Consider the following 16575-nt stretch of genomic DNA (forward strand, 5'->3'; position numbering starts at 1 on the left):
TAAAATTTTTATAATATTAGCATCATTTTAAATCAGTGTTTTTAATTATTTTTGTTGAGTTATTAACAAAAATAGTGGTGTATTAGCAGATTATAACAAATTAATAATAATAAACTTAAAAATTTAATAAAAAATTTGACAATTTGCTTAAGCTGTAATAAAATAATATCGAATAATATAAAGGCTTTGAAGAGGAAAAGTACTTAATTACGGAACTTACAGAGAGCAGGAGTAAAGCACTTTATTTTTGATATTATTTATCTTATAATGATTTGTGCTTTTAAGGTGAAAACCTGCAGGGAAGTTTTAAGGAAAATCACCTCTGAGCTGAGAGCTGAAATATGTTTTAGAAAATGCTTTAGTATAAATATATATGTATTTTCTTAATAGTAAGTGCATCCGTAATCCTGCGTTAAAGGATAGAGTATGTCAGTGCTTGAACCATAGGTGGTATAGTAAGTTTAACTTCGTCCTTTTGGGATGAGGTTTTTTATTTTATATGAGTTTTTTCAGCCAAATATGTAAATAATCTAAATAATATGTGAAAGGAGTCGAGGTTATGTATAAAAAGGTAGATTCTTCAAAGAGTTTTGTTGATATGGAAAAAGATGTATTAAAGCTTTGGAAAGAAAAAGATGTAATTAAGAAGAATTTTGATATGAATCCTGATGGTGAATATTTTACATTCTATGACGGACCTCCAACAGCAAATGGTAAACCTCATATAGGTCATGTTATAACAAGAGTTATGAAAGACCTTATACCAAGATATAGAGTTATGAAAGGCTATAAAGTTTTAAGAAAAGCTGGATGGGACACTCATGGACTTCCAGTAGAGCTTGAAGTTGAAAAATCACTTGGAATTTCAGGGAAACCGCAAATAGAAGAATATGGGGTTGAAGATTTTATAAAAAAATGTAAAGGCAGTGTATTTACCTATGTAGAGCAGTGGAGAGAAATGACTGAAAGAGTTGGATACTGGGTAGATATGGAAAATCCTTATGTAACCTATCATGATAATTATATAGAATCAGAATGGTGGGCACTTAAACAAATGTGGGAAAAAGGGCTTATATATAAAGGCCATAAAATAGTTCCATATTGTCCACGTTGTGGGACGGCATTATCTTCTCATGAAGTTGCACAAGGATATAAAGATGTTAAAGATAGTTCTGTGTATGTTAAATTTAAGGTTAAAGGGCAAGATAAGTATATACTTGTTTGGACAACAACTCCATGGACACTTCCAAGTAATGTGGCTTTAGCCGTAAATAAATCTTATGATTATGTAGAAGTTATTCATCATGATGAGCATTTAATACTTGCAGAAGCACTTTTAGGCAAACTTGATTGTGAATATGAAATAGTTAGAAAATTTAAAGGAGAGGAACTTTTAGGACTTGAATATGAGCAAATGTTCAAGTTTGCTAAAGTTGATAAAAAAGCTTTTTATGTAATTCATGGAGATTTTGTTACTTTAACAGACGGTACTGGTATAGTACATATAGCACCTGCTTATGGTGAAGATGATAATTTAATGGGTAAGAAATATGATTTGCCACTTATTAATTTAGTAGACTCTGAAGGGAAATTTGTACCTGAAGTAGAGCCTTGGGCAGGATTATTTGTAAAAAAAGCTGATGCTAAAATAATAGAATATTTAAAAGAAAAAAATATACTTTATAAATCTGAAGGCTTTACTCACTCATATCCATTTTGTTGGAGATGTGATACTCCGCTTTTATATTATCCAAGAGAATCTTGGTTTATAAAAATGTCTTCTCTTAGAGATAAACTTTTAGAAAATAACAATAAAATAAAATGGTTCCCTGATAATGTAAGAACTGGAAGAATGGGCAATTTCCTTGAAAATGTTATAGACTGGGGAATCTCAAGAGAAAGATATTGGGGAACTCCACTTCCAATTTGGGAATGTGAATGTGGCCATAGAGAAATGATAGGAAGCAAGGAAGAATTAAGAGCTAAAGGTAAAAATGTACCAGAAGATATAGAGCTTCATAAGCCATATATAGATAATGTATATTTAGAGTGCCCTCATTGTGGTAAAGAAATGAAGAGAGTACCAGATGTTATAGATTGCTGGTTTGATTCAGGTTCTATGCCATTTGCACAGCATCATTATCCTTTTGAAAACAAGGAAATTTTTGAAGCTAATTTTCCAGCACAATTTATATCAGAAGCCGTTGATCAGACAAGAGGATGGTTTTATACACTACTTGCTATATCAACTGCAATTTTCGATACAAATCCATTTGAAAATTGCGTAGTTTTAGGTCATGTACTTGATAAGAATGGGCTTAAAATGTCTAAGCATAAGGGGAATGTATTAAGCCCATGGGTTGTTCTTGATAATGAAGGTGCTGATGCTACAAGATGGTATTTCTATACCGCAAGTGCACCATGGCTTCCATCAAGATTTTATGAAGAAGCAGTTATAGAAGCTCAGAGAAAATTTTTAAGCACATTTTGGAATGTTTATTCTTTTTATGTTTTGTATGCTGAAATAGATCAATTTGATCCAACAAAATATGAAAATTTTGTAAGCCAAAATGTAATGGATAGATGGATAATATCTAAGCTTAACACTTTAATTAAAACTGTAGATGAGCATTTATCAAATTATAGAATAACTCAAGCAGCTTTATCTATAGAAAATTTTGTTGATGAACTTTCTAATTGGTATGTAAGAAGAAATAGATCAAGATATTGGACTGAAGAGTTAACAGATGATAAAATAGGAGCTTATGTAACACTTTATAAAGTTCTTAAAACTTTAACTTTAGTTGCAGCACCGTTTGTACCATTTATAACAGAGGAAATATATCAAAATTTAGTTGTAAATTTAGATAAAAATGCTCCAGAAAGTGTTCATCTTTGTCATTGGCCAGAAGTTAATGAAGATGCTATAGATAAAGATTTAGAGGCAGAAATGGATTTAGCTTATAGTGTAGTTAAACTTGGAAGAAGTGCAAGAAATTCTGCTAACATAAAGAACAGACAGCCTTTATCAAAGATGCTTTTAAGCACAAAAATACTTCCAGAATATTATAGCGATATTATAAAGGATGAACTTAATATAAAAGAACTTGAGCTTGGAGCAGATCTTTCTAAATATGTTAACTTCGAAATCAAGCCAAACCTCCCAGTGCTTGGTAAAACTTATGGCAAACTTATACCTTTTATAAGAAAAGAAATTGCATCTAGAAATCAGATGGAGCTTGCTCAAACAATTCAAAATGGAGGTACTGTAGTTATAAATGTTCAAGGAACAGAAATAGAACTTAACAGTGATAATTTGCTTATAACTATGCAAGGACTTGAAGGATATGCTTTTGCAGGAGAAGGGCAGATAGGAGTTGTTCTTGATACACATATAACTAAAGAACTTAAAGAAGAAGGCCATGTAAGAGAAATTATAAGTAAAGTTCAAAACATGAGAAAAGAGAGCGGCTTTGAAGTAGCTGATAAAATCAATCTTTATGTAGCTAATAACGAAAATTTAGAAAATATAATTAAAAAGTTTGAAAATCATATTAAAAAAGAAACTCTTGCAGTAGAAGTAATTTATGATGCTGATAGAGAATATAATGAAGCTAATATTAATGGAGAAAAATTAAATTTAGCTGTTGAAGTAGTTAAATAAAAAAGAAAGAGTATATAGCAAAGATGCTGTATACTCTTTCTTTTGGTGCGCCGCTGAAAGTTCTGTTACACTCATTCCCCTTTTAGCCAGCATTACATCAATATTAATTATAATAGCCATAATGTAATTTTCATCCTGTATTTCTAAATTTGCACATAAAAATTATTAATTTTTAGCTTTTAAACAGTTAAGTCGTTTTCGGATTTTATTTTTATGGCTTCCTTTAAAAGTTTTTGAAGAACAGCGGCAAAAACTGCAATCACCATTGATATAAAAATGAAAATAAGAGGAAGCGCTATGTGGAGATTTTATGGGATAACTTTCTTTGTTTATTAATTCTCATTCAAATAGCAATGATTAAGCCTTAGAAACTACTACGGTGTGTATTGTAGATGGTAAAAAATAAATGATTTAATAAAAAGACTACCTAGTATTGTACTAAAGATAATAAAAGAAATGAGTGTAAGGCTTGAAAAGCGGTAATTCTAAGCATTGTTCTCATAGCCTAAAATATCTAGGGGATTGTTGTGTGTATATATGCTGACAAGCTAATTAGATATCTGTCAGTGGAAAGTAATAAGATATTTTAGATGTTAACCGTCCCAATGCCCAACAAATAATTAATTAATTTAACTAAAAACTCATATAAAGGGAAAAAATAACAAAGAAAATATTGACAATTATTATTATTATTATTATTATTATTATTATTATTATGTAGGAGAGTTCTAGAGTATAATAATTAGGGTATGGAGGTTTGTATATATGAAATTAAGTTATTTTAAGAAAAAGAAATTTAGGATGGAAATTGTGAAGAAAGTTAAAACTTCACTAGGAGTATTTTTATTAGTTGTTGCTACATTCACAGTTCATGTAAGTGCTGCTGGCACAGTAGTTGGAAATGAATCAATTAAAGATACTGCTGAATTTAAATATGAACAACAGCTTGCAATTGAGAAGCAAATAAAATTAGAAGAATTAATAAAGGGTAAAAAAGGTTCTTTTGTAGATCCTAAGAGTTCTCTTCGCTCTGATGGTATATTTTCTACTAGTAGTACAGGTACATATCCTACTAGATATGGTGTAATACTTGTAACAACGGATGGTGTTTCTTCTGGAATTGGAACAGGACATGCTGGTATAATATGGACGTCGACTACTACGGTAGAATCTTTCCCAAATGGTGGTGTTCAAACAAAACCTAATGATTGGAATACACGGTATAAAAGTGTATATGGTGTTACAACTAGAGGTACAACAGCTAGCCAAGATAATGAAGCTTCAAATTGGTGTCGTGCAAAAGTGTCGCTTCCATATAATTGGAACTTTTGGAACACTAGTATAAGAAGCTCTTTCTATTGTTCTCATTTAGTATGGGCTGCATTTAAGGATCTATACGGGATAAATACAGATGATGATGGTGGTATTGTATGGCCAGTTGACTTAGTAAATTCAAATAATACTTATATAGTATATTCAAAATAAAATGGACAAGAAATTTAAACGTGCTATATGCACAATATTTATGTTATGTATTATATCTTTAGCTGGTTGTACAAATAAAGAAATAAAAATATATGATGCTAATATAGCAGCAATTCAGACATCAACTAATAATAATATAAGTTATTTGAAACTATATAATTTTAATGGTGAATATTTGGGAGAAAAAAGAATAAAAGTCCCAGACATAAACTCGGGGTTTATACATCCAATAATAAGTTCATGTAAAGCTTATATGAATTCTTTAGGAGGCTATACAAATCATAGCAATAAGGTAGTAGAAGTGAATTTAAATGAAAATAATTATAAGACCTATGAAATAGCATATGGAATATGGTCTATAACTGCTAATGATGAGTATATATTCACTTCTCATAGTCCTGTTGGTAGTTCAATAATTAGCAAATATAATAAAAAAACTATGTCTATCGAAGATACATTACAGTTGCAAGGACAGGTAACACATATCAATTTACTAAATGATTTATTATACGTCTTTAGTACGATTGTACCTCCTGATAAAAAAACATTTAGTCTAGAGGTAAGTATAATTAATCTAAAAACTTTTAGAGTAGTAAAAAATATTAAAGTTAATGGAGATATATATGTATGGGACAGTATGTTTATGGGAAGTAATATGTTTTTTACTACTGGAACTAAGAATGATGATTCGACACCTTCAACAAGTTTATATAAACTAAATTTGAATAATTATGAAATTACTAGTATTAATTTAAACAAAGACTTTCCATGGCAAGTAAAACAATACAATGGAACTATTTTAATATCTCAATTTGATCCTATGTCTAAAAAAGGGAATGTTCTTTCGGTTGTCGATGTGAATTCTAAAAATATAAAATATATGCCTTTTAAACATAATCTTAATCAAATGGAAATATATAAAGATAAATTATATATTTTTGATGATAATAATCTTTACATATATGATCCAACTACATTTAAATTATATAATAAAATTGAAATCAAATGTACTAAAAATGATTACAGAAATCAAGGCTTTTTTATAATTAAATGATAAGATTGTTTTAAAAGGTAAAAACTAAATTAAATAATGTCTTATATTTTTAGCTTAATAACTAAATAATATGTTATGATAAAAATAAACTGTCAAAGCATATTTATTAAAAACAATTATGCTTTAAAAAAGAAACAATTCATTCACATGTTGTGAAAGGTATTTGTCCAGAGAGTTAAAATTTTGTTTTTAGCGAGGTAAGAAAGAATATGCATATTATTGACACTAATACCAAAATAATTGGAATTGTAATTACAATTTTACCAATAATAACTTTTATAGCATCTATTTTGCTTCGGCAAATAATATCTAATAGAATAATTATATTATGCATTATTTTTGTAACATATTTTATTATGCTTATTCTTATGTTTAACATTACATTTTTAATATGGTGCTTTATTTATACCATAATTGCACTTATTGGAACTTTTGTAGGAGATTTTTTCTTAAAAAAGAGGTAAGCGTTAAAAATTTCCGTATTCATTTTTGATTTATCATTTGATATAGTCAGGATCACCCGTAAAACTGGTGGCTTGCTCTTCGCCTATAAGGCTTTGTTTACTGGGTGTGCTACTCTCACACTGAACGTTTTGCCAACTGCATATCTTTACTGACTGCACCTAAAAGGTGCTCTATTTTTGCCTTTATTTACTGGTTAACCCATAAATGGGTCAATATACTCCTTCAAACTCATTTGTTTATATGATATATCTTCTTGTATCTGATTTTTTTATATACTCTTCTATTATCTTCTTATTTCTTCCTACAGTATCAACATAGTATCCTCTGCACTAAAATTGCATGTTGCCATACTTGTACTTCAAATTTGCATGTCTATCAAAAATCATGAGCAAACTCTTACCCTTGAGATATCCCACAAATACCGAAGCACTTAATTTTGGTGGCATACTTACAAGCATGTGTATATGATCTGTGCATGCATTTGCTTCAATTATTTCAACATACAATAAATCCAGTAGTAAGCAGTAAAGCTTTCTACTGGTGTATTGTCACATTTTCCATTACAGATACCTCAACAAGTCTTTATATCTGTATTTTATCAAGGATAGGGATAAGGATAAGGGACGGTTAACACTTTAAACCTAGGTATACTGCAAGGCTTGAAAAGCGATAATTCTCAGCATTGTTCTCATAGCCTGAAATATCTAGGGGATTGTTGTGTATATATGCTGACAGGTTGTAAACGATAAAATAAAAATACATAAAAATTAGAATCTCAAAATGTATAGATTTGTGCATTTTTCTAGTATAATATTTCTAAAATGATTGGAGATATTATGCCAAAAGATGTATTAAATCAAATAAAGTTACTTAAGGAGGAGATAGATGTATTGAATAAAAGCAAATTAGCTAAAAGATTTAACTGTGATAGAAGAACAATAGACAAATATATTAAAGACTCAAGCAATGAATTCATAAAACCATGATAAATTAAAAAGAAAGTATTAGAATGGCTAATAGGCAGGTGCAATTTTTAAAATAAAAACACTATGCTAAATAAAGGAAGTGAAAAAATGATATATAAAACATATTATGAATCACCTTTAGGGAAAATGTTACTTGCAGCTAAGAATAATGCACTGATAGGTTTATGGATTGAAGGACAGAAATATTATCTTGGATCTTTGAAAGAAGAAATTATTAAGAGAGATAAGCTAGAAATATTCCAAAAAACAAAGAAATGGCTTGATCGCTATTTTGCAGGAGAAAATCCAGCAATAAGCGAACTTAAGCTTGCTCCAATTGGAAGTGATTTTGCACAGAGTGTGTGGGAAATCCTTAAAGAAATCCCATATGGAAGTACGACAACCTATGGTAAGATTGCAGAGCAAATTGCAAAAAAACAGGGAAAGAAAAGAATGTCTGCACAGGCTGTTGGAGGAGCTGTTGCTCATAATCCTATATCCATCATCATACCGTGCCACCGCGTTGTTGGAACAAATGGCAGACTTACTGGTTATGCCAGTGGTATTGATAAAAAGATTAAACTACTTACTCATGAAGGAGTGGACTTATCATTTAATCATACATGATTTATACTTATGAAAAATCAAATAGACAAATGGAAATCAAGTCCAAAATAAATTTATAATGTAATATAGGATTTAAGCTTATGCTAAAATTTTAGCATAAGCTTTTAAGTTTTAGATTAAAGATATTTGATATTACATTTAAAATTAATATAATATTAAAAAAAGTAAAATAAGTATTGGATTTTATGCTATATCATGATAAAATATTTTTTGCTGCGTTTAAGGTTCTGGTAATTGAGTAAAAATTTTATTATATAAAATTTTATAATAAATTTCATATAAAGGGATAAAATAATATATAAAAAATAGTTTAGATTAACTTGTAACAAAATAGTTTTATGGTTATAATTTATAATATACATATAATATAATTTAGGAGTTGATATTGTGGCAGCTTCAATCAAAGACGTTGCAAAAGAAGCAGGGGTATCTATTGCTACTGTTTCCAGAGTTTTAAATGATGTTGATGTAGTTAATGAAGAAACCAAAAAGAAAGTTCAAGAAGCAATAAAAAAACTTGGCTACAGACCTAATATAGTTGCAAGAAGCTTAAAGACACAAAAAAGTAGAACTATAGGTATTATAATACCAGATATATCCAATCAATTTTATCCAGAAATAGTAAGAGGCGCAGAAGATGTTGCTAACATATACAACTATAATATAATACTTTGTAATACTGACTTAGATATAGATAAAGAAATGGAATATCTAAGAGTATTAAAAGAAAAAATGGTAGATGGTGCGCTTTATATGAGTAATTCACTAGAACCAGCAGTAATTGATCTTATAAAGAACCTTGAACTGCCAGTAGTTTTAGTTGAAACTACTGATAAGGCAAATACTTTCCCTAGTGTAACTATTAATAATGATAAAGCAGCTTTTGATGCTACAAAGTATCTTATTGATAGAGGCAATAAGAAAATTGCATACATAGGTACACATGAAGATGCTGTTCATGCTTCTGCTTTTAGATTTTCTGGATACAAAAATGCACTTAAAGAACATGGACTAGAACTTGATGAAAGACTGTGTTATTTTGGCGGCTTAAAAGCTGATGATGGTTATGAAGGAATTAATACTATATTAAGCAGTAAAGATGTAGAATTAGATGCTGTATTTTGTGCAAGTGACGAACTTGCAATGGGAGCTATAAATGCTCTTAGAGAAAAGGGTATAAAAGTTCCTGATGATGTAGATGTAATGGGTTTTAACGATATATATAGTGCATCTATATTTTATCCAAAACTTACAACGGTTGTTCAACCAATGTATGATATGGGCTCTGTAGGCATGAGAATGTTAATAAAGCTTATTAATGGAGCAGAACTTGTACAACATCATTTTGTATTAAATCATCAAATAATTGAAAGAGATTCTTGTAAAAAATAAAAGTATGCAAATTTGCATACTTTTATTTTAAGTTTAAGGAGTTTTTGTTTCAGAAGTTGTTCCAGAATTTGTATCAGGATTTTGCTCTAAAGAGTTAGTATTATCTACAGGTTCTTCTTTTAAAGTATTATTAGTAGATTCTGTAGTTTTTTTAATTTCAGTATTAGTAGTTTCATTATTATTATTTTGTGTATTAACTTCATTATTTGTATTTAAATTATTAGTTTGTGTATTAGTTTTTTTTGATGTAGATGTACTAGAAGTAGTTTTTTTAGAACTAGAAGTAGTTTTTTTAGAAGTTGAAGTAGTTTTTTTATTTTTTGTAGAAGACGATGATGGAGGTGTAGATATTTCATCAGAAGACTTAACCTCAGGTATTACATCATCATATATAAATTCATGTATATGCTTTGCAGTAGCATCTATATCAAGCCATAGATAATAAACTCCACCAATAGTCATATCCCTTGAAGCTTTAATAAGAGGAAATCTCTGCTGCTCTATATTCATCATGTTTCCTGCAAAAACCTGAGAACCGAGCTTTAACATAGTTGATTTATCCATACTTGTTTCTACATAAGGCAGCATTTGAGAAACAATATAAGGAAATTTTAATGAGCCTGCATCAGAAATTTTATCTAAAATTAAAGATAAAATAAGTCTTTGTCTATCAGTTCTTTCATAATCACCATTACCTACATTTCTTATTCTGCCATAAGCAACTGCCTGCATACCATCTAAAAGCTGTACTCCTCCAGAAGTAACATAATGAGGCTTAACATTTTGCAAAGCAGCAGATTCTTTTACACATTCATTTAAACTTTTTACTTCATAATCTTTTACATCTACAACTAATCCACCTAAGGCATCAATTATTTTTTCTAAACTAAAAAAATCTACAAGAACGAAATCTCTTATGTCCATTTTAAAGTTTTCGTTAATAGTTCTTATAGCAAGCTGAGGACCTCCGAAAAAATAAGCGTGAGTAATCTTGTCCATTCCATGTCCATTTATATTTACATAACTATCTCTCATTATAGAAGAAAGTTTTATTTTTCTATGTTTTTTATCTATTGTGGCTATCATAATAGTATCAGTTCTAGCTCTTTCTTCTTTACTTCTTCTATCTGTTCCAAATAAAGCAATATTTACAATATCATCATCCATTTCTACCTTTTGGTCATTTTCAGTATCTGTATTTATGCCTAAATCTTCATTACTTTTAGATATTTTGGTTATTTTAATTTTGTTTAATTGATAATAACCATATCCTGCTAAAAAAAGTCCTAAAATTAAAATAATTGCAAGAAAAACAGATAAAATCTTTTTAGTCTTTTTATTTTTTAAAAAATTCATATAGTTCACTTCTTTCTCAAATTAGTAAATTAGATATTTAGTTCATTAGTTTTTATAAATAAGTCCATTATCAAATATTGCTTTTAACATATTAAAATTTTAATATGTTAAAAGCATAAAAATAAATATAATATTATTTATTTTTTAAATAAAATCATTTATATTATACAGTATTTTAATAATCTTATAAATATATAATTTGAAAATAATTTTAATATGTGGTAATAATATTATTAAATAAGATATAAGTAAAATACGGAGGAGTAAAAATGCCGCAAGATACTATAATTAAGCCTGTATATCAACAGATTGCTATAGATTTAGCTAGTAGAATAGCTCAGGGAGAATTTGTAATTGGTACAAAAATTTATGGAAGATCTACTCTTGCAAGTCAATATAATGTATCACCAGAGACTATAAGAAGAGCAGTTATACTATTAGAAGATATGAAAATAGTAGAAGTTATCCAAGGAAGTGGAATATTTGTAAAATCAAAAGAAGAAGCATTTAAATTTATAGAAAAATTTAAAGATAAAGATTCAATGGAATCACTTAAAAAAGATATAAAAAATTTACAAAATGAAAGAAAAAAGGTTGAAGAACAGTTAAATTTATATATAGATAAGCTTATTGATTATTCAGAGAGATTTAAAAATTCTAATCCATTTTTGCCTATAGAAGTAGAAGTACCTGATAATTCAAAATTAATAGGTAAAACTATAGGAGAAGTGAAATTTTGGCAAAACACAGGGGCAACTATTATAGGTATAAGAAGAAATAAAACAATAATATTATCTCCAGGACCGTATGCTATTTTTAATAAAGGAGATATATATATAGTTATAGGCGATGAAAATTCTTATGAAAGAGTAAAAAATTTTATGCATGAATAAATTTATAAATAAAAATTGTGTCAAGTAAAAATTGTGTCAAGGAATTTAAATGATATGTTCCCTTAAGGTATCAGATTTTTTTAAATCTACCTACATTAAAGGGAGTATATTAAAATGATTTCTTGGCACATTTTTTTATTTTATAAAGTTTAAAGGAAAAGTACAATTATGTACTAATGTTTACAAAGTAACAACTTTATGTTAAAATAAAGTAACAACTTTTTAATAAAATTAAGTTGTTACTTTTGAAGGAGGTTGAAATTATGATAGAGTTTAAAAAGGTTTCTAAATATTTTAAAGATAAAGCCATAATAAAAGAAATAGATTTAAAAATAAACAAAGGGGAGTTTGTAGTTCTTATAGGACCTAGTGGATGCGGGAAAACAACAACTTTAAAAATGATAAATAAATTGATTACTAACACATCAGGGAAAATATATGTAAATGGAAAAGATATATCAGAGCAAAATACAATAGAACTTAGAAGAAATATAGGGTATGTAATACAGCAAACAGGGCTTTTTCCACATCTTACAGTTGGAGAAAATATAGGTATTATTCCTAAATTAGAAAAGTGGCCTGAAAACAACATAAAAGAAAAGGTTATTGAACTTTTAAACATGGTTGGAATGAAACCAGAAGAATATATTGACAGATATCCAAGCGAGTTAAGTGGAGGACAGCAGCAAAGAATAGGTGTAGCCAGAGCTTTTGCTACAAATCCAGATATAATTTTAATGGATGAACCTTTCAGCGCATTAGATCCAATAACAAGAAATCAGCTTCAAGATGAACTTTTTAATCTGCAGCAAGAACTTAGAAAAACTATAGTTTTTGTAACTCATGATATGGATGAAGCTTTAAAGCTTGGAGATAGAATTTGCATAATGAATGAAGGTAAAATAGTTCAATTTGATGTTCCTGAACAAATATTAAAAAACCCAGCTAATGCATTTGTAGAAGAATTTGTTGGCAAAAATAGAATATGGAAACAGCCTGAATTTATTAAAGCAAAAGATATTATGATTTTTGAACCAATTAAAACAAATTCTAATAGAACTATACTTCAAGCTTTGGAAATAATGAAATCAAATAAAGTAGACAGTGTTCTAATTATAAATAAAAATGGGATTTTAGAAGGTATAGTTACTGTAAAAGATCTTAGAAAAGCTGATAATAAAAGCTTAAAACTTTCTGAAATAATGGAAAAAGAAGTTAAAACAGCGAATAAAGAAGATTCTCTTATAGACATTTTAAATAAAATGAATGAATACAAAGTAGGATATATGCCTGTGGTAGATGATAACTATAAGCTGCTTGGACTTATTACAAAGAGTAGTTTATTAACTGTATTAAGCAATCAATACATCAATAAAGAAATGGAGGAATAACATATATGATAAATGAATTTTTTAGCTTTATTTTAGATAGAAAACTTCAAATAATAAATTTAATTGTAGAACATATAGAGCTTACTTTAATAGCTTTACTACTTGCTATTATAATTGGTATTCCTCTTGGTATACTTATAACTAAAGTAAAAAAACTGGCTGCTCCAATTATAGGTTTTGCGAATGTAGTACAAGCTATACCAAGTTTAGCATTACTGGGATTTTTAATTCCTATACTTGGGATAGGGAGCAAACCAGCTATAATTATGGTATTTTTATATTCACTTCTTCCAATAATAAAAAACACTTATATTGGACTTACAAATATAAATCCAGATACATTAGAAGCAGCTAGAGGTATAGGTATGACTAAAAATCAAATACTTAGAATAGTACAAATACCTTTAGCATTACCAATTATTATGACAGGAATAAGAATATCTGCAGTTACAGCTGTTGGTCTTATGACTATAGCGGCTTTTGTAGGAGCAGGTGGACTTGGATATATGGTTTTTTCAGGAGTACAGACTGTAAATAATTATATGATACTTGCAGGAGCAATACCAGCTTGCTTATTAGCACTTTTAATGGATTTTATTGTTGGTAAAATTGAAAAAATGGTTACACCTGCTGGTATTAGAAAAGCTGATGGAAGTATAAAGATAAAAAAGAAAAAAAGTTCAAAATTAAATAAGATATATAAACTTGCTGCTTTAATATTAGTTATAGTAATAATAGGAGGAAGTATAATAAAATATAATAAAAAAGAAGATAAAATTGTAATAGGTTCTAAAAATTTTAATGAGCAGTTAATATTAGGCAATATGCTAGCTACACTTATAGAAGAAAATACAGATTTAAAAGTTGAAAGAAAACTTAATTTAGGAGGAACAAGTATAGCATTTAACGCACTTAAATCTGGTGAAATAGACTTATATGTTGAATATACAGGAACAGGATTGGTTAACATTATGAATCAGCCTGCAGTTAATGATCCAGATAAAGCGTATAAAATAGTAAGTGATTATTTTAATAAAAATTATAATATAACTTGGCTTGAACCGTTAGGATTTAACAACACTTATACTTTAGCAGTATCAAAAGACACAGCAAAAAAATATAATATTGAAACTTTTTCAGATATTGCTAAAGTATCAAATAAATTAAGGCTAGGGAGCACAATTGAATTTACTAATAGAGAAGATGGATACTTGGGTTTAAAGAGAGCTTATAATATGAATTTTAAAGAAGTAAATGCTGTAGATGGAGGACTTAGATATACATCATTAAATAACGGTAAAACAGATGTAATTGATGCTTTTTCTACAGATGGGCTTCTTAAAGCTTTTGATTTAAAAGTATTAAAAGATGATAAAAACTTTTTTCCACCTTATTATGCTGTACCTATAATAAATAATGATACTTTAGAAAAATATCCTGAGTTAAAAGATTTAATAAATAAGTTGAGTGGAAAAATAGATGATGAAAAAATGAGGGAATTAAATTATAAAGTAGATAAACTTAATGAAGAACCACAAAAGGTAGCAGAAAATTTTTTAAGAGAAAATAATTTAATAAAATAAAAATAAATAGTTATATAATTTTTATAAAAAGCCATGCATAAAAAAACTTTTAATTTATGCATGGCTTTCTAATTTATATAATGAATTTATGCTTTAGTTAACAGAGTTATATTATAAAATATGGTGGCACTTATAATATAATCTACATAATATATAGCAGGATTAAAAGTCCTAATAATCTTTAAAATAAGAAAGGAGGACACATAAGATGATGGCTAATAATTTTATGTATAATATTTCAAATTATATTGGACAAACTGTTACTGTATTTGCTGCATGTGGGGGAGAATCAGGAAGAGGTTTTACTGGTGTGCTCGCAATGGTAAATCCAGATTTTATAAGACTCATTGCTCAAATAGGACCTGCACCAGGATGCGCACTTGGGAATTGCTGCGATTATCAGTACCAGTACCCAAGGAATTTAAGAAATATTCAAGATGATTATTTATGTATAGATGGAGAAAAAAATTCTCCAAACGATGCAAAAAATGTTCAAAATCAAGGGAATTATACTCCTGATGAAAGAAGAATAGATTGCAGAGGCGACCATGGTCTTGGCTGTGTAGTAGATATTCCAGTAGATAAAATAGTTTCATTTGTTCATAATGCCGTAGGCGGCGGATGGTAAAACATTATTAAATTAAAATAAAATGTATATTTAATTTAAGATGAATTTAAAGGCTGCTGTGCATATAACTATTTAGTTAGCTGCATAGCAGCTACTTTTTTAGATAACAGTATTAGGTAACAGTATAATGAATATTTACATATTATAATATAGTAAATATTTTTAAGGGCGGTAATATATAGTGAGAAGAAATGTAAATATATTTAATATAAGAACTAAAAAAAAGAATAAAATATATATAAATTCAAATAAAAACTGTGAAGCTAAAAACATAAAAGGAACTAAAATATATTTAGAAGATGATACATTTATTCAAAGCCTTTTTAAATATATTGGCCAAACAATAATAGTATATATTGTAGGTAATAAAGATGGCGATTTAGGATTTACAGGAGTTTTGTTAGATATAAAAAAAGATTATATAAAAATACTATCTAAAGCTATGACTCCTCCAGTTATAGATTTAGAAAGTGAGTGTAAAATTGAAGATATTAAAAAAAATTCATTAGGAATAGTAATAAACATACCAATAAATAAAATTGCAGCTTTTGTTCATAATGCTGTATAAATTTTTTAAAAATTATAGTTATACTTTGGAACATTATTTATATAGTAACATACTATATATTAGGACAAAGGTCCTTAAAAGCTTAAATATAAGAAAGGAGGACACATAGGATGGCAAATTCATATAATTTAGTAAATAATTTAGCAAGACACATTGGACAAACTGTAACAATTTTTACAACTAGTGGAGGAGAATCAGGGAGAGGCTTTACAGGTGTATTAGCTAGCGTAAACTGTAATTTTGTAAGACTTATTACTCAAATAGGTCCAGCTCCAGGATGTGCACTTGGAAACTGTTGTGATAAATACTCTCATCCTAGATGTGATGATGGTAATGTATTACCAAGTGGAATAAGATGCGATGCTGATAGAGGATTTGGTTCAATAGTAGATATTCCAGTAGATAGAATATCAGCATTTGTTCATAATGCAGTTGGTAGTGGATGGTAAAAAACAGAAGAATTTAAAATAAATTAACAAATATTAGCCCTTGCGTCATAGCAAG

At 28.4% G+C, this 16575-nt stretch carries 13 protein-coding genes and 3 pseudogenes; 12 read left to right on the forward strand and 4 right to left on the reverse strand.

The genetic code is table 11. The features are described 5' to 3' along the window. Positions 1 to 559: 559 nt before the first annotated feature. A complete protein-coding gene (ileS, locus tag B5D11_RS06910) occupies positions 560 to 3664 on the forward strand; it encodes an isoleucine--tRNA ligase (protein ID WP_078682318.1) in 3105 nt (1034 codons plus the stop codon). Positions 3665 to 3718: 54 nt separating this feature from the next. Here ileS and B5D11_RS12810 read toward each other — a convergent pair. Both B5D11_RS12810 and B5D11_RS06915 read right to left on the reverse strand, forming a co-directional pair. Further along, a pseudogene (locus B5D11_RS12810) lies at positions 3719 to 3784 on the reverse strand (transcriptional regulator); the annotation flags it as partial. Between the two features lie 59 nt (positions 3785 to 3843). Beyond that, positions 3844 to 3960: pseudogene (locus B5D11_RS06915) on the reverse strand (DUF2975 domain-containing protein); the annotation flags it as partial. Positions 3961 to 4429: 469 nt separating this feature from the next. Here B5D11_RS06915 and B5D11_RS06920 point away from each other — a divergent pair. Together B5D11_RS06920 and B5D11_RS06925 are read left to right on the forward strand one after the other, a co-directional pair. Further along, entirely contained in the window at positions 4430 to 5149 is a 720-nt protein-coding gene (locus B5D11_RS06920) for a YiiX/YebB-like N1pC/P60 family cysteine hydrolase (protein WP_242942254.1), read from the forward strand. Position 5150: 1 nt separating this feature from the next. After that, entirely contained in the window at positions 5151 to 6203 is a 1053-nt protein-coding gene (locus B5D11_RS06925) for a hypothetical protein (protein ID WP_078682319.1), read from the forward strand. 658 nt (positions 6204 to 6861) lie between these two features. On the opposite strand, the pseudogene tnpA reads toward B5D11_RS06925, so the two are convergent. Continuing rightward, positions 6862 to 7168 (reverse strand): annotated as a pseudogene (gene tnpA / locus B5D11_RS06935) (IS200/IS605 family transposase); the annotation flags it as partial. Between the two features lie 336 nt (positions 7169 to 7504). Here tnpA and B5D11_RS12930 point away from each other — a divergent pair. The 3 genes from B5D11_RS12930 (at position 7505) to B5D11_RS06945 (ending at position 9652) form a co-directional block, all read left to right on the forward strand. After that, complete coding sequence (locus B5D11_RS12930; RefSeq protein WP_278320342.1) at positions 7505 to 7654, forward strand: HTH domain-containing protein; 150 nt, start codon at positions 7505 to 7507, stop codon at positions 7652 to 7654. Positions 7655 to 7741: 87 nt separating this feature from the next. Further along, complete coding sequence (locus B5D11_RS06940) at positions 7742 to 8260, forward strand: methylated-DNA--[protein]-cysteine S-methyltransferase (RefSeq protein WP_078682321.1); 519 nt, start codon at positions 7742 to 7744, stop codon at positions 8258 to 8260. Between the two features lie 387 nt (positions 8261 to 8647). Beyond that, positions 8648 to 9652 carry a LacI family DNA-binding transcriptional regulator gene (locus B5D11_RS06945; protein WP_078682322.1) on the forward strand — a complete coding sequence of 335 codons (1005 nt, stop codon included), beginning with the start codon at positions 8648 to 8650 and terminating at the stop codon, positions 9650 to 9652. 33 nt (positions 9653 to 9685) lie between these two features. Here B5D11_RS06945 and B5D11_RS06950 read toward each other — a convergent pair whose 3' ends face one another. Then, entirely contained in the window at positions 9686 to 11008 is a 1323-nt protein-coding gene (locus B5D11_RS06950; RefSeq protein ID WP_078682323.1) for an LCP family protein, read from the reverse strand. Between the two features lie 269 nt (positions 11009 to 11277). Between B5D11_RS06950 and B5D11_RS06955 the strand changes: the two genes are divergently transcribed. The 6 genes from B5D11_RS06955 (at position 11278) to B5D11_RS06980 (ending at position 16520) form a co-directional block, all read left to right on the forward strand. Next, complete coding sequence (locus B5D11_RS06955; RefSeq protein ID WP_078682324.1) at positions 11278 to 11901, forward strand: TrkA C-terminal domain-containing protein; 624 nt, start codon at positions 11278 to 11280, stop codon at positions 11899 to 11901. Positions 11902 to 12164: 263 nt separating this feature from the next. Further along, positions 12165 to 13292 (forward strand): ABC transporter ATP-binding protein, encoded by a 1128-nt coding sequence (locus B5D11_RS06960; RefSeq protein WP_078682325.1) that lies wholly within the window; start codon positions 12165 to 12167, stop codon positions 13290 to 13292. A 5-nt stretch (positions 13293 to 13297) separates the two neighbouring features. Further along, positions 13298 to 14875: an ABC transporter permease/substrate-binding protein gene (locus tag B5D11_RS06965; protein ID WP_078682326.1), complete on the forward strand. Its 1578-nt coding sequence runs from the start codon at positions 13298 to 13300 to the stop codon at positions 14873 to 14875. A 208-nt stretch (positions 14876 to 15083) separates the two neighbouring features. After that, complete coding sequence (locus B5D11_RS06970) at positions 15084 to 15503, forward strand: hypothetical protein (RefSeq protein ID WP_078682327.1); 420 nt, start codon at positions 15084 to 15086, stop codon at positions 15501 to 15503. A gap of 181 nt (positions 15504 to 15684) precedes the next feature. Next, positions 15685 to 16071, forward strand: a complete 387-nt coding sequence (locus tag B5D11_RS06975; protein ID WP_078682328.1) for a hypothetical protein — start codon at positions 15685 to 15687, stop codon at positions 16069 to 16071. A 110-nt stretch (positions 16072 to 16181) separates the two neighbouring features. Further along, positions 16182 to 16520, forward strand: a complete 339-nt coding sequence (locus B5D11_RS06980) for a hypothetical protein (RefSeq protein ID WP_078682329.1) — start codon at positions 16182 to 16184, stop codon at positions 16518 to 16520. The last annotated feature ends 55 nt before the right edge of the window (positions 16521 to 16575 follow it).

This window comes from Clostridium sp. USBA 49, assembly GCF_900167505.1.
GTDB lineage: Bacteria > Bacillota > Clostridia > Clostridiales > Clostridiaceae > Clostridium_AT > Clostridium_AT prolinivorans.